Raw genomic sequence first — 12,823 nt, forward strand, 5'->3', positions numbered from 1 at the left:
TACCGCCTGTTTAATTGTTTACTGTTTTTTTGTTTTTGAGAGATGCAAGAGAATTCGGTTGCATGACTCCCAGAGAAATAATAAATTTCAATGCTTCATCAACACTCATAGATAGCTCAATCGCTTCATGCTGCGGTATCATCATGATAAACCCCGATGTAGGATTGGGGGTTGTCGGAACAAAAACAGAAATCATCTCCTGTATGGATTCTTTTTCTTTGACTTCCCTAAGAGCTACTCCGGTTTGAAATGCGAGGCTCCAAAGTCCTTTTCGTGGATATTCTATCAAAATAACTTTGCGAAAAGCTTGACTGTCGGAAGCAAAAAGCGTACTTATCACCTGCTTTGCAGAATTATATATGGAACGCACAAGAGGAATCCGAGATAACAGCGCCTCTCCCCAAGCCACTAACCGCTGTCCTAAAATATTGGTAGCTACAATGCCTGTAATCATCAGTAAAAGCAGTGAAAGCAAAACGCCAAAGCCAGGAAGATGCATTCCAAACAGTTGCTCAGGCTGATAGGCAGCAGGCAATAAGGCTATGGTTTGATCCAGCAAGTCTATAATAAAACGAAGCACCACATAAGTGACTAATATCGGCAACCATACAATTAGTCCAGCAAATAAGTAACTTCTTAGGGATTTGGATTTCAATCTTTTTCACCTTTATTCTTTGCAGTCTTGTTGCTTTCTGTCGTTTTCATGTCCTTCTTACTGGTTTCTTCTGATTTACCTTTCTCTTCTTTTTTGTTCTCCTGTGCTTTGCTTTCAGGCTTGCCTTTGTTCTTAAAATCAGTCACATACCAGCCACTGCCTTTCAGTTGAAACCCGGTCGGTGAAACTAATCGGATCACATGATTTTCATAACAAACTGGACACTGTTTCGCAGGAGGATCACTCACTTTTTGCATTAGTTCAAATTGATGATGACAACTTGTACATTGGTATTCATAAATCGGCATCTGAAACCCCGTAATTATTTGCTCATGTTATAGCTTCCTCTTTTTTACATCTTCAGACTTATTTTGTAATTTCAAGGCTCATTTACTTCATTGTTAAACTGCGTTTTGAAATTTCAAAATAAGTCCGAAAAAAAATACCATGCTGCATAACATGAGTTATTCATTTAAAAACTCAAAATAGCAGCTAATTATATCCAAGTCCTCACCTTTGAACAATCAAAGAATAGCCGGATTAACAATGATCATCTCGCTTTTATAGGGAATAAAACCCAAATAAGGCATTTTTAAATGATTGAGTAAAGTCTCGATGGTTTGTTCGCTGGCTGTAAGATTTAGACTATTACCGGCATAATTGGCAATCCATCCTGCGCAAGGGATATGATGATTCATTAATACAGACTCAGTAAGTAATGCATGATTGATGCAACCTAGCTGAATACCAACCACTAAAATGACAGGAAGCTGACTCAATTTCAACATATCCAGCCAGGTCTGATGTTCATTCAGAGGAACAAGTACCCCGCCTGCCCCTTCAATCAATAAGTAATCCAGATAATTCCAACAAGAATTAAAACAGTAATCCACAATGGCATTTACCGATAAAGTATCACCAACCGCTGACGCGGCAATATGCGGTGATACCGGCATTTCATAAGCCCAGGGATTAATTTGTTCGAGATGAAGTTGAGAATACTCACGAATCGCCAGACTGTCAGGACTGACCAGTTTACCTTCATAAGAAACACAACCGCTGGCAACCGGCTTAATGGCTTCCACCTTAAAAGATTTTAAAGCAAGATATTTGAGTAATTCGCAAGTAGCATAGGTCTTGCCACAATCGGTATCGGTACCGGTGATAAAATACCGTTTCATATAATAAAAGTCCTCAATGATTCAAGAAATTCATTCTGATGGGAAATAAAAGGCATATGTGCTGATTTTTTAAATACAATATAATGAAAATAAGGATAATTCTTCTTCATGGTGCACATGGTTTTCACAGGTACAATGGCATCGAGACGCCCAAACATGAAACAAACAGGCTTTGTAAAATGCATTAACTTTTCACGCAAATCCCATTCACTTAAAACATTTAATCCTTTTTTTAAACTGTTTTTATCAGGTACATCCAGTGAATAATCAAACAAACTTAACCCTCTATTCTGCAATTTTATAAACTCCTGTAAGGTATGAGATGGATTGGAACAAAGGGCTTGGTAAAAATTATCCAGTATATTTTTTTCAATGCCTGGCCATTGCTTATCCTTAATGAATCGAGGTGTCGCTGCAACATTAATAAGAACGGATATCCGTTGTGGGGCTTCTATCGATAAACGTGTAGCATAAAGGCCACCAAGTGACCATCCAAGCAGTACAAATGTTTGAGGAAGAATATCCAGCAATTCTTCTTTAAAGGTCAACCAATTCATCAAGGGCGTGCCACCAAAACCTGGTAAATCGACACAATAAACCTCAAAATCAGCGGTAAGTTCTGGTAATAACGTGTGCCAGATGCGACTGTCAAACCCCCAACCATGGAAGAAAACGAGGGTTCTTCCACGGCCCTGTCTATTAAAACGAATAGTCATGTTCTATCCTGTGTAAGGTTTTAAATAATAAACCAATATCTTCAACTCGATGATGGTAATTTAAAATAATTCTTAAGCCCGTATCTCGCTTATGAACCGTGGGAGGACGAACGGGCAGACAAAACACACCTTCTTTTTTCAAAGTCTCCGAAAAGCACAAAGCTTTATGTGCGCAGCCTAACTTTAGTTGCTGGATTGGTGATATGGAATCGGTCCATTGCAAGGAGGATTCTTTAATTTGCTGACGGAAAAAATGGATTAAATACCTTAATTTTTCTCTGCGATGTTCAGATTTTTGCAAAATATCCAATGTGTGTTGCAAGCCATAGGCTATCGCAGGACTGATGCCAGTGGAATAAATATAAGAGCGTGCAACTTGAACAAGAGCCTCAATCCATAAACGTTGACCAGCAATAACAGCACCCTGCGAGGCAAAAGCCTTTCCTAGAGGAATCACTCTTAAAGGCACGGATTTTTGAGATAATCCATGTAAATTAACAGCCCCTCTTCCCCCTTCACCAAGAACACCTATAGAATGCGCCTCATCGACAATCAATTGCCCTTTTTCCATAGGACTGATTTTTGCCATCTCGCTTAAATGCGGTTGCTGGCCGCTCATGCTGAAAATACCCTCAGTAATGGTTATGCTGCTTTTGGGACTACATTTAATTTTCTGTAAAAAATCTTTCATGTCGTTATGTCTATAACGAGCAAATTCCGGCCTATAAAGTTTCAATCCATCATAAAAAGAAGCATGAAGCCCCTTATCGATCAGGCAATAAACTCCTAGATGTTTTAATAAAGCCATAATGGCAAGATTAGCCGTATAGCCTGAACTCAACAATATAGCGTCATCCACAGCAAGAAACTGGGCAAATGATGTCTCGGTTGATTGATGTATTCTCTGATAGCCATTGAGCAACATGGAACCCCCACTACCGCTTGCATAAAGTTGATAGCCCTTTTGATAAGCGCTAGATACGCGGGGGTCATGGCTTAATGACAGATAGTCGTTGCTGGAAAAATTAACCAGAACATCGGATTCAGAAATACCGGCTTTCCTTGAGCGATAATGACCTGATTCCTTAATTTTTCGTATTTCCGAGGCAATTTTTTTTTCCATATCATTGCGCAGTTGCCAACAACCCGAGTTTGTTAAAGAGTTCTTTATCCTTAATTCGCTCCGGATTTTCTTCTGTCAGTAATTTCTCACCAATAAATACGGAGTTGGCGCCGGCAAAATAGCTTAAAGCCTGAAGCTCATCGCTCATTTCCGTTCGTCCGGCCGTCAGTCTTATGACACTTTGAGGCATAAGAATACGTGCAGTAGCAATTGTTCTCACCAATTCAATGCCTTCAACGGGCTGAGCTTTGGCAAGAGGGGTTCCTTCAACAGGAATCAATCGGTTAATAGGTATACTTTCCGGAGGCAGTGGCAAATTAACCAGAGTCAATAAAAATTCAATGCGATCTTCACGAGTTTCTCCCAGCCCTAAAATACCGCCACAACAGACATGAATTCCTGCATCCCTTACATGTTGAAGCGTTTCAATCCGTTCGCTGAATTTACGCGTGCTGACAATTTTGTCATAATAAGACGGAGAAGTATCAATATTATGATTATAGAAATCGAGCCCGGCTTCTTTCAGTTCCGATGCCTGTTCTTCATCAAGCATTCCCAATGTCATGCACGTTTCCATTCCCAGCGCTTTAACACCTTTGATCATGGCTTTCAATTCTGACATGGCTTTTTTAGGTGGCGTGCGCCATGCAGCCCCCATACAAAACCGTCTGGCCCCTCCTTCTTTTGCCTCTTTGGCTTTGGCAAGCACGGCTTCGACAGACATCAGTTTTTCCTTTTCCACATGGGTGGCGTAATGCCCGCTTTGCGAGCAATATCCACAGTCTTCAGGACAAGCGCCTGTTTTAATACTTAACAGTGTTGCTAATTGCAACTGATTGCTCGGTTGATGCTCTCGATGAGCGAGATGAGCCTGATATAGCAAGTCATTAAATGGCTGTTGATAAATCATTGCAACCTTATCAAAGGTCCATTGAACAGATTCAGTCATATTTTCCCCTTTTATTATGATTGGAGATCATGATAGAGTCACCTCACTTCTTGTCAACCAAAATTTTTAAAATGGTAAACAGAACTTTAATTCAACGTGATTTACACCATATCTGGCATCCTTGCTCGCAAATGAAAGATTTTGAAACGGTACCGCCCCTTATTGTGAATATGGCAAAGGGAAGTTTTCTTTATACAGACAAAGGGCCCTTGATTGATGCTAATTCCAGCTGGTGGTGCAAATCTTTAGGCCATCAGCACCCGGCCGTCATTGAAGCAATAAAAAAACAATTATCTTCCTTTGAACATGTTATCGGAGCCAATACGACGCATCCAATCCTGGTTGAATTGGCTGAATACCTGACAAAAATAAGCAAACTACAACATGTTTTCTTTGCTAGTGACGGTTCGACGGCGGTTGAAATTGCCATGAAATTAGCGTTGCATGTAAATATGATTAAAGGCTTACCTCATAAAAGAGAGTTTATTGCTCTTGCCAATTCATATCATGGTGAAACACTGGCCACATTGGCTGTCAGCGATTTGGGAATATATAAAGATCCATATAAAGATTTTGGTGTTCACTGCCATTTTATCGATTTTCTTCCTTATCTTTCTAACCGTGATGATCCTTTATGGTCTGATAGCGAACACTGTTGGAAACAATGTGAATCTTATCTCGATACCATTTCAGAAAATGTCTGTGCAATTATTGTAGAGCCTGTGGTTCAGGGCGCCGGTGGAATGAAACTCTATAGTCCTGACTTTTTAACTCGATTAAGTCAATGGGCCAAATCAAAAAATATTTTACTCATTGCTGATGAAATCATGACAGGTTGTGGAAGAACCGGTAAATGGCTAGCCAGCCATCATGCTGATATTATTCCAGATATGATTTGCTTATCAAAAGGCTTAACTTCCGGTTCGATACCATTTAGTTGCGTGATGATCAATCATTCTATTTTCGAGGTATTTTATGATGATTATGAGAAAGGAAAATCATTTCTTCATTCCCATACCTATAGCGGCAATCCTTTGGGAGCAAGCGCGGCATTAGCAACACTTAAAGTTATAGAAGAGGAAAAGATATTAGAGCAGGCTCAGCAACTGGAAAAAGCCATGGCAAATTTTTTTCATGATATTGCCGTTGTCAGTGGCAAACTGACTAACATTCGCCACATTGGTGGAATAATAGCTGCAGACTTGCAGGCTACTGCAAATTCTCGTGTCGGTTATCAGGTATATGCGGAAGCACTTGAACGAGGTGCTTTTCTAAGGCCCTTGGGAAATACCCTTTACTGGTTGCCACCGCTAAATATAGATGAAGCCACAATTAGTAATTTAGCTGAAATCACACTAAACTCTATAAATGCAGTTTATTCAAAATAAAATTGATGCTAAACCAACAGCTTTATCGTAAAAAAACACGAGTACACCAGGCTTTAAAATGGTTATGGCTTTTAATAACAATAATTGCGCTCGTGGTGATTCTGTTGTTGGCCTGGCACTATTATCATCATAAACAGACTGATGACTTAAAAATTACGGCAAAAGAAATTCGCTTGAATATAGATGATTTTATGTATGATTTGTTTCGAGAAATCATTTTCCTTCCGCTTCATAAAATCGATAACACCTGCCCTGAAGACTTGTTGGCAGAAATGCAGAAAATTTCTTTCGATAATCCATATATTTCAGGACTATTTTTAGCCAATAACAAACAGCAAATGATATGCTCCACTGTCGGGCACTTTGAGACACATTCCATAAAAAGTAACAAACAATCCGTATTATTAGGTCCTTTTTATAATACACTCATCAATAAACCCTATTTTATTCTGCAAAAAAAAATAGGTGATGCTTATATTGGTATATATTTGCTTAAAAGTGTTTTAGAAAATCAGTTAAAACCTCCTTCAAGCTATGTTGGCCAGGTTATCTTATATGATTTGAAAAACAACAAGACACTTCTGGTTTTTGATGGCCACCAAAAAAAATCAATTTCTCCAGACAAATATTCCAGAATGATCCTGGATCAGAAAAATCAACCCCATATAGCCACTGATAAACTGCAAAGTATTGATGACAATCTCGTTTTAATTCAATCCAACCAAGGACTTGTGTTAAAAAAACTATGGTTTATTGAATTGTTATTTGCTCTCCTTGTTATTTTAATTTCCTTTTTATTTTATCTGCAAATACACAGGCACTTGTCGCATCGTTTTTCCTTAAAAGGTACGCTGCAGTATGCCTTAAAAAATAAACAGTTTTTCCCGGTTTATCAGGGAATATATAACACCAAAGCTACAAAATATATTGGAGCTGAGGTCTTGCTGAGGTGGCGTACAGACAGCGGTGAAATTATACATCCAGATATCTATATCGATGAAGCTGAAACTTCGGGATTAATTGTACCCATCACTTTATTTCTTATTCATCAGGCCTTTATCAAGTGTAAATCATTTCTCCACCACCATAGCTATTTTCATCTTGGTTTTAACTTATCCAAACATCATTTTACAGATAGTAAATTTAGTGATGACTTACTGCGGCTGTGTGAGGAACATAATATTAATCCGAAACAAATTTTACTTGAGTTAACGGAGCGATCCTTGCTTAATTTAAATGACGAACAAATAAACCATAAAATCCGTCTGCTTAAAACAAAAGGATTTTCTCTTGCAGTGGATGATTATGGTACCGGACATGCGAGTATCAGTTATTTACAGCATTTTCCTTTTAATTATCTTAAAATTGATAAAATATATGTTCAATCAATAGGTTCAGGAGCTATTACAGAAACATTAACTGAAGCTATTATACAAATGGCAAGTAAACTTGAGCTTACTATTATTGCTGAAGGTGTGGAAACAGAAAAACAACTGGAATATTTAACCGCCCATGAGGTATATCTTATTCAGGGCTGGTTATTTGCCAAAGCCATGGCGATTGATCAATTCATGGATTTAATTCAGGAGAAAAAAAGCAGCGAAATATAACCTGCTTGGTTGGGATAAAATGACTAAAAGGAGCCTATATGCATCCATTCATACGTATTGCAGTATTTGCCTTACTTTTGGTGCGACCAGCATTTGCCGTTGTCGTTTTGCATGGCGAGAATGACTACTGGAGATGTGTGGTTTCGGATGCTGAACAGAAACACTGGGCAGCCCAAAGTGCGTACAGGAGAACAGCCATTAATAAAGCTTATGATGCCTGTAAAAAAATGAGTGACAAACCTTCATCCTGTAAAGCGGCCGTTGAAAACTGTGAAGCTTTTATTAACGGACTAACGACAAGACCCATGTGGCAATGCATGGCACTGGACTTTTATGCCAATCCTTTTACAAGCAACATTTACAAACGAAAATATGATGCAGCCCTTGCTGCTCAAGCTTATTGTAAGGATAATAGCGACTATCCTGATAGTTGCTATATTAACTTAATTACTTGCGAAAATTTAAATAAAAGGATCTGAAAGTGTTGTGTATAGGGTTAACCGGTAATATAGCTACAGGTAAATCAACCGTTTCTGAAGAGTTTAAAAAATACGGTGCAAAAATTATCAATGCAGATTCTATAGCTAGGAAATTAACAGAAAAAGGAACTGCTGCCTATCATGAAATCATTAAGCATTTTAATGAAGATATTGTAAAAAAGGATGGTGAGCTTGATCGAAAAAAATTAAGAGAAATTATTTTTTCTCAACCTGAAGAAAAAAAGTGGTTGGAAAATCTGCTGCATCCCTTAATTCGTCAACATATTCAGAAAGAAATCATCTCAACACAAAACGACTATATTATCATTGAAATACCCTTGTATTTTAAGCGTGAGGATTATCCTTATATCGATCGGGTTCTGTTAGTCACTGCCCCAGAATCACTACAAATTGAAAGAATCATGCAACGTGACCAATGTTCAAAGGAAGAGGCTATGGCCACCATAAATCATCAACCTGATTTGAAAAAGCGGCTGTCTATCGCGGACGATGTGATATGTAATGACGGTAATTTAAGCACCTTAAAACAACGTATTGATGAGTTGAACCGTAAATATCAACATTATATCAACTAACTATCCCCTACCTTCCAGATGTTTCATCAAGTTTAATATTTGTGACTAAGATACTCTTCTCTCACGGGAAGAAAATAAATTACATCAAAATGAAAGTTGCCCTCCTGTTTTCCCTATGGTAGTGTTATTAATGAAATTAACGACGTTAAAAAGCCCCGGGCTATGGAAAGCATACATTTATGCAAACGAAAACAATTACATTTCAGTTAGCAACACATTTTTTATCAAGGATAGCTCTTCGTATAGAATGTTTGTTGAGCACCATAAAACAGGCCTGTGAAGAATCTCATGAAGCAATACATCGCTATGCCTTAAAAAATCTTGTTGAAATCACTGAAATCGTCGAAAAACCTGAATTAAAAAGCCGCTTTCTTAAAGAGTTTATGCGTTTTGAGTACGTTATCAGCAAATCGAATACTTCAATAAACAACAACTTGCTTGAACATTTATCCGATCAAATCTATCTGCTTAATCATGTGGCAGGCCCTTTTGGAGAAGAAATCAATAAGCAACATTTTTTAAAGTCGGTGCGACATATCCAACAGCCAAACTCAAAAGAATGTGAATTCAGCTCACCTCAACTTATTATGTGGCTGGATCTTGACCCTAAAAAAAGACAAACTGAGTTTATGGCCTGGCTCGAGTTACTCACTGATTTAGAAGAAACAGTAAACATATATTTATCTTTATTAAGAGCCACTACTTTCTACTCAACCATCAGAGCATTAAATGGCTATTATCAATATAGTCTGTCTCCTAAAATCCCATGTCATTTAATTCAGTTGCAAATTGATAAAAGTCTAAAACTTGTCCCCAAACTACAAGTTGGCCATCATGGCTTAACAATTAGACTTTATGAATTATTATCTTTAAAGGAAGCAAAACATTGCTCTATTGATATGGAAATTGCAATCTGTCAGTTGTAAAACTGGCGTTCCATATCTCAATCCCCTGTGTTGACGGGAGCACTAATGCTTTTTAGTGGAGTTTTCTGGCAAGTAGGACTAAATATGGACGTTTCCTAAGCAAGGCTGAGCACTTACTTCAAATCAATAAGAGAAATAATTTTATGGTTAGCTTCAGGAAATTTTAGTGATTTTAGCTCTGACAGAGAAACCCACCGCATGGCCAATTGTCCTTCGAGGCATTGAGGTTTACCCGTAAATGCGGTTATTTTATAAACTAGTAAATGGACCAATTTATCATCGTATTGATGAAAAACCTCTGTTAAAAAGCAATAATCAGAAATAATTATTCCTATTTCTTCTTTTATTTCCCGCAGCAGTGCTGAGTCAGCTTCTTCGTTCTGCATCAATTTACCGCCCGGGAATTCCCAATATCCACCATGAGAGGCCTCAAGTGGACGTCGGGTAATTAATATTTCCTTATTTTTATTGAAGATAACACCAACAGCTACTTTCATGCCAAGCGACCGTGACAAACCTTATATTTCCTGCCTGAGCCACAAGGACAGGGTTCATTGCGACCTATCTTTTTTTCAGATCGTTTAAAAGTTTGTTGTTCTTCCTGTTGTAATTCATTCTCATCTATATGTGCAAATTGCATATTTTGGATTTGATCGGCTCGACGTTGTTCTTCAACTTCATTCACGTCTTCTTGTGTTTGTATTTCAACTGAAGAAAGCAGCCGAATCACATCGTACTTCATGTTATCAAGCATCATGGTGAATAAAGTAAACGCTTCGCGCTTATATTCCTGCTTTGGATCTTTTTGTGCATACCCTCGTAGATGTATTCCCTGACGAAGATGATCCATGGAGGCGAGATGTTCCCGCCACTGATTATCTAAAGTCTGCAAGATCACAGATTTTTCAAACTGTGCCATAATCTGACGGCCAACGCTCTTTTCCTTGGCTTTATATTGTTCAATGCATAAGGTAAGAATTTTGTCTTTTATTTCATCCGGCTGAATGCTGTGATCTTCTTCTACCCAGTTTTTAACAGGGGCATTTAAATGAAACTCATCGGCCAACACCCTTGTTAATACCTCTACATCCCACTGTTCCTCAAGACTGTTAGGGGGAATATAGGTATCTACCAGATGATTAATAACTTCTTCACGCATTTCTTCGATATACTCTTGCGGGTCATCCATGGACATAACAGAAGCACGTTGCGTATAAATAACCATACGTTGATCATTAGCTACATTATCATAATCAAGTAATTGTTTCCGCACATCAAAGTGATGACCTTCCAGTTTTCTTTGTGCATTTTCAATAGCACGAGTCACTAAATTATGTTCAATAGGCTCACCAGGTTTCATCCCAAGACGCTTCATCATGGATGCTACGCGCTCGGATGCAAAAATACGCATCAGATTATCATCAAGAGATAAATAAAAGCGACTGCTTCCCGGGTCACCCTGTCGACCGGAGCGGCCGCGTAACTGATTATCAATACGTCGTGATTCATGTCGTTCTGAACCGATAATTCTTAACCCACCCGCTGCAATCACCTCGTCATGCCGTTTTAGCCAGCTCTCACGAATAGCTTGTTTATCCGTTTCTGTGGCTGTATCAGGGAGTTGAGCCAATTCAGCCTCAAAACTGCCTCCTAATACAATGTCGGTTCCTCGACCTGCCATATTCGTTGCAATCGTTACAGCCCCAGGACGGCCGGCTTCGGCAATAACATGAGCTTCCTTTTCATGAAATTTGGCATTGAGCACCTGATGTTTGATACCAGCTTTCTTTAACAGCTGGCTCAACAATTCCGAAGCTTCAATAGAGGCTGTTCCGACCAACACAGGCTGTTTTCTTTTAATGCAATCTTTTACATCTTCAATGATGGCCTGATATTTATCCTGAATAGTTAAATAAACCAGATCCGGCTCATCTTTACGAATCATGGGTTTATTGGTTGGAATCACTACCACATCCAGATTATAAATTTGCTGGAATTCATAAGCTTCCGTGTCAGCAGTACCAGTCATACCGGCCAGTTTATTATACAGCCTGAAAAAGTTCTGGAAAGTTATAGAAGCCAGAGTCTGATTCTCTTTTTGAATTGGAACACCTTCTTTGGCTTCAACGGCCTGATGCAAACCCTCTGACCAGCGCCGTCCCGGCATGGTCCGACCTGTGTGCTCATCTACGATCACCACCTGATTATCTTTTACAATATAATCAACATCACGATGGAACATGGCATGCGCTTTAAGTGCAGCATTCACATGATGCATCAGCATAATATTGCTCGCATGATACAAACTTTCTCCTGGAGCCAACAGGTTTTCTTTTACCAATAATTCTTCAATTTTTTGATGGCCCTCTTCCGTTAAATGAGCCTGTTTTTGTTTCTCATCAACGGTGTAATGTCCACCATCACCCTCTTTTATCTGTTGGTGCAAATGAGGAATCAATTTATTGACTTTAATATAATATTCAGAGCCACTTTCTGCCGTACCAGATATGATAAGAGGAGTACGTGCTTCATCTATTAAAATAGAGTCCACTTCATCGACAACAGCAAAATTTAGCCGACGCTGTACTTTTTCTTCCAGACTGAACGCCATATTGTCGCGAAGATAATCAAAGCCAAATTCATTGTTGGTACCATACAGAATATCGGCTTTATAGGCTTTTTGTTTTTCATCCTGGGGCATGTCTGGATAAATGACGCTTACACTGAGGCCTAAAAATTCATAGATAGGTTTCATCCACTCGCTGTCACGCTTCGCAAGATAATCATTCACCGTGACAATATGCACGCCATCGCCGCTGATGGCATTTAAATAGGCAGGCAGAGTGGCTACAAGCGTTTTACCTTCACCGGTGCGCATTTCTGCGATATTTCCTTCATGCAATACAATTCCGCCAATCAATTGGACATCAAAATGCCGTAACCCAAGTGTTCTGACGGAGGCTTCTCTGACCGTAGCAAAAGCTTCAGCTAACATTTCATCGAGCGTTTCCCCTTCGGCATAACGAGACCTGAAGTGTTCCGTTTTAGCTTTAAGCTCAGCATCACTCAAAGTTTTCATCTCGGATTCAAAGGCATTAATCGCGGATACAATTTTATCCATTCGCCGTAAAGTACGTTCATTACGACTTCCAAACATTTTTTTCATAAGCGTGTTCAGCATAGCTTGGATTATCCTCTTG

13 protein-coding genes are annotated in these 12,823 nt (G+C 38.9%); 5 read left to right on the forward strand and 8 right to left on the reverse strand.

Annotation, left to right across the window (positions count from 1 at the left end):
- Positions 1-10: 10 nt before the first annotated feature.
- From E4T55_RS00415 to bioB, 6 genes are all read right to left on the reverse strand, one after another.
- The gene (locus tag E4T55_RS00415) at positions 11-655 is read right to left on the reverse strand and encodes a DUF502 domain-containing protein (protein WP_058501917.1); all 645 of its coding nucleotides are present in this window, start codon (positions 653-655) and stop codon (positions 11-13) included.
- Complete coding sequence (locus E4T55_RS00420) at positions 652-963, reverse strand: FmdB family zinc ribbon protein (RefSeq protein ID WP_058501918.1); 312 nt, start codon at positions 961-963, stop codon at positions 652-654. Before E4T55_RS00420 ends, E4T55_RS00415 begins: the two co-directional genes overlap by 4 nt.
- A 216-nt stretch (positions 964-1,179) precedes the next feature.
- Positions 1,180-1,836: a dethiobiotin synthase gene (gene bioD, locus E4T55_RS00425; protein WP_058501919.1), complete on the reverse strand. Its 657-nt coding sequence runs from the start codon at positions 1,834-1,836 to the stop codon at positions 1,180-1,182.
- Positions 1,833-2,552 (reverse strand): alpha/beta fold hydrolase, encoded by a 720-nt coding sequence (locus E4T55_RS00430; protein ID WP_058501920.1) that lies wholly within the window; start codon positions 2,550-2,552, stop codon positions 1,833-1,835. Before E4T55_RS00430 ends, bioD begins: the two co-directional genes overlap by 4 nt.
- Positions 2,536-3,675 (reverse strand): aminotransferase class I/II-fold pyridoxal phosphate-dependent enzyme, encoded by a 1,140-nt coding sequence (locus E4T55_RS00435; protein WP_058501921.1) that lies wholly within the window; start codon positions 3,673-3,675, stop codon positions 2,536-2,538. The genes E4T55_RS00430 and E4T55_RS00435 overlap by 17 nt, the downstream gene beginning before the upstream one ends.
- Before the next feature lies 1 nt (position 3,676).
- Positions 3,677-4,624, reverse strand: coding sequence for a biotin synthase BioB (bioB, locus tag E4T55_RS00440; protein ID WP_058501922.1), 948 nt, complete (start codon positions 4,622-4,624; stop codon positions 3,677-3,679).
- Positions 4,625-4,695: 71 nt separating this feature from the next.
- Here bioB and bioA point away from each other — a divergent pair, with 71 nt between their 5' ends.
- From bioA to zapD, 5 genes are all read left to right on the forward strand, one after another.
- Complete coding sequence (bioA, locus tag E4T55_RS00445) at positions 4,696-6,012, forward strand: adenosylmethionine--8-amino-7-oxononanoate transaminase (RefSeq protein ID WP_058501957.1); 1,317 nt, start codon at positions 4,696-4,698, stop codon at positions 6,010-6,012.
- Positions 6,013-6,017: 5 nt separating this feature from the next.
- Entirely contained in the window at positions 6,018-7,622 is a 1,605-nt protein-coding gene (locus tag E4T55_RS00450; protein ID WP_058501923.1) for an EAL domain-containing protein, read from the forward strand.
- Between the two features lie 38 nt (positions 7,623-7,660).
- Positions 7,661-8,101, forward strand: coding sequence for a hypothetical protein (locus tag E4T55_RS00455; RefSeq protein ID WP_058501924.1), 441 nt, complete (start codon positions 7,661-7,663; stop codon positions 8,099-8,101).
- A gap of 2 nt (positions 8,102-8,103) precedes the next feature.
- Positions 8,104-8,697, forward strand: a complete 594-nt coding sequence (gene coaE / locus E4T55_RS00460) for a dephospho-CoA kinase (RefSeq protein ID WP_058501925.1) — start codon at positions 8,104-8,106, stop codon at positions 8,695-8,697.
- Between the two features lie 179 nt (positions 8,698-8,876).
- Positions 8,877-9,623 carry a cell division protein ZapD gene (gene zapD, locus E4T55_RS00465; protein ID WP_058501926.1) on the forward strand — a complete coding sequence of 249 codons (747 nt, stop codon included), beginning with the start codon at positions 8,877-8,879 and terminating at the stop codon, positions 9,621-9,623.
- Positions 9,624-9,736: 113 nt separating this feature from the next.
- Here zapD and mutT read toward each other — a convergent pair whose 3' ends face one another.
- Positions 9,737-10,120 (reverse strand): 8-oxo-dGTP diphosphatase MutT, encoded by a 384-nt coding sequence (gene mutT, locus E4T55_RS00470; protein ID WP_058501927.1) that lies wholly within the window; start codon positions 10,118-10,120, stop codon positions 9,737-9,739.
- Complete coding sequence (secA, locus tag E4T55_RS00475) at positions 10,117-12,804, reverse strand: preprotein translocase subunit SecA (protein ID WP_058501928.1); 2,688 nt, start codon at positions 12,802-12,804, stop codon at positions 10,117-10,119. The genes mutT and secA overlap by 4 nt, the downstream gene beginning before the upstream one ends.
- Between the last annotated feature and the right edge of the window lie 19 nt (positions 12,805-12,823).

Origin of the sequence: Legionella israelensis, assembly GCF_004571175.1 — a bacterium.
Lineage (GTDB): Bacteria > Pseudomonadota > Gammaproteobacteria > Legionellales > Legionellaceae > Legionella_D > Legionella_D israelensis.

Coding starts and splice junctions, on each gene's coding strand:
- E4T55_RS00420 (WP_058501918.1), bottom strand. CDS start 963: ATGCCGATTTATGAATACCAATGTACAAGTTGTCATCATCAATTTGAA.
- bioD (WP_058501919.1), bottom strand. CDS start 1,836: ATGAAACGGTATTTTATCACCGGTACCGATACCGATTGTGGCAAGACC.
- E4T55_RS00430 (WP_058501920.1), bottom strand. CDS start 2,552: ATGACTATTCGTTTTAATAGACAGGGCCGTGGAAGAACCCTCGTTTTC.
- E4T55_RS00435 (WP_058501921.1), bottom strand. CDS start 3,675: ATGGAAAAAAAAATTGCCTCGGAAATACGAAAAATTAAGGAATCAGGT.
- bioB (WP_058501922.1), bottom strand. CDS start 4,624: ATGACTGAATCTGTTCAATGGACCTTTGATAAGGTTGCAATGATTTAT.
- bioA (WP_058501957.1), top strand. CDS start 4,696: ATGGTAAACAGAACTTTAATTCAACGTGATTTACACCATATCTGGCAT.
- E4T55_RS00450 (WP_058501923.1), top strand. CDS start 6,018: ATGCTAAACCAACAGCTTTATCGTAAAAAAACACGAGTACACCAGGCT.
- E4T55_RS00455 (WP_058501924.1), top strand. CDS start 7,661: ATGCATCCATTCATACGTATTGCAGTATTTGCCTTACTTTTGGTGCGA.
- zapD (WP_058501926.1), top strand. CDS start 8,877: ATGCAAACGAAAACAATTACATTTCAGTTAGCAACACATTTTTTATCA.
- mutT (WP_058501927.1), bottom strand. CDS start 10,120: ATGAAAGTAGCTGTTGGTGTTATCTTCAATAAAAATAAGGAAATATTA.
- secA (WP_058501928.1), bottom strand. CDS start 12,804: ATGCTGAACACGCTTATGAAAAAAATGTTTGGAAGTCGTAATGAACGT.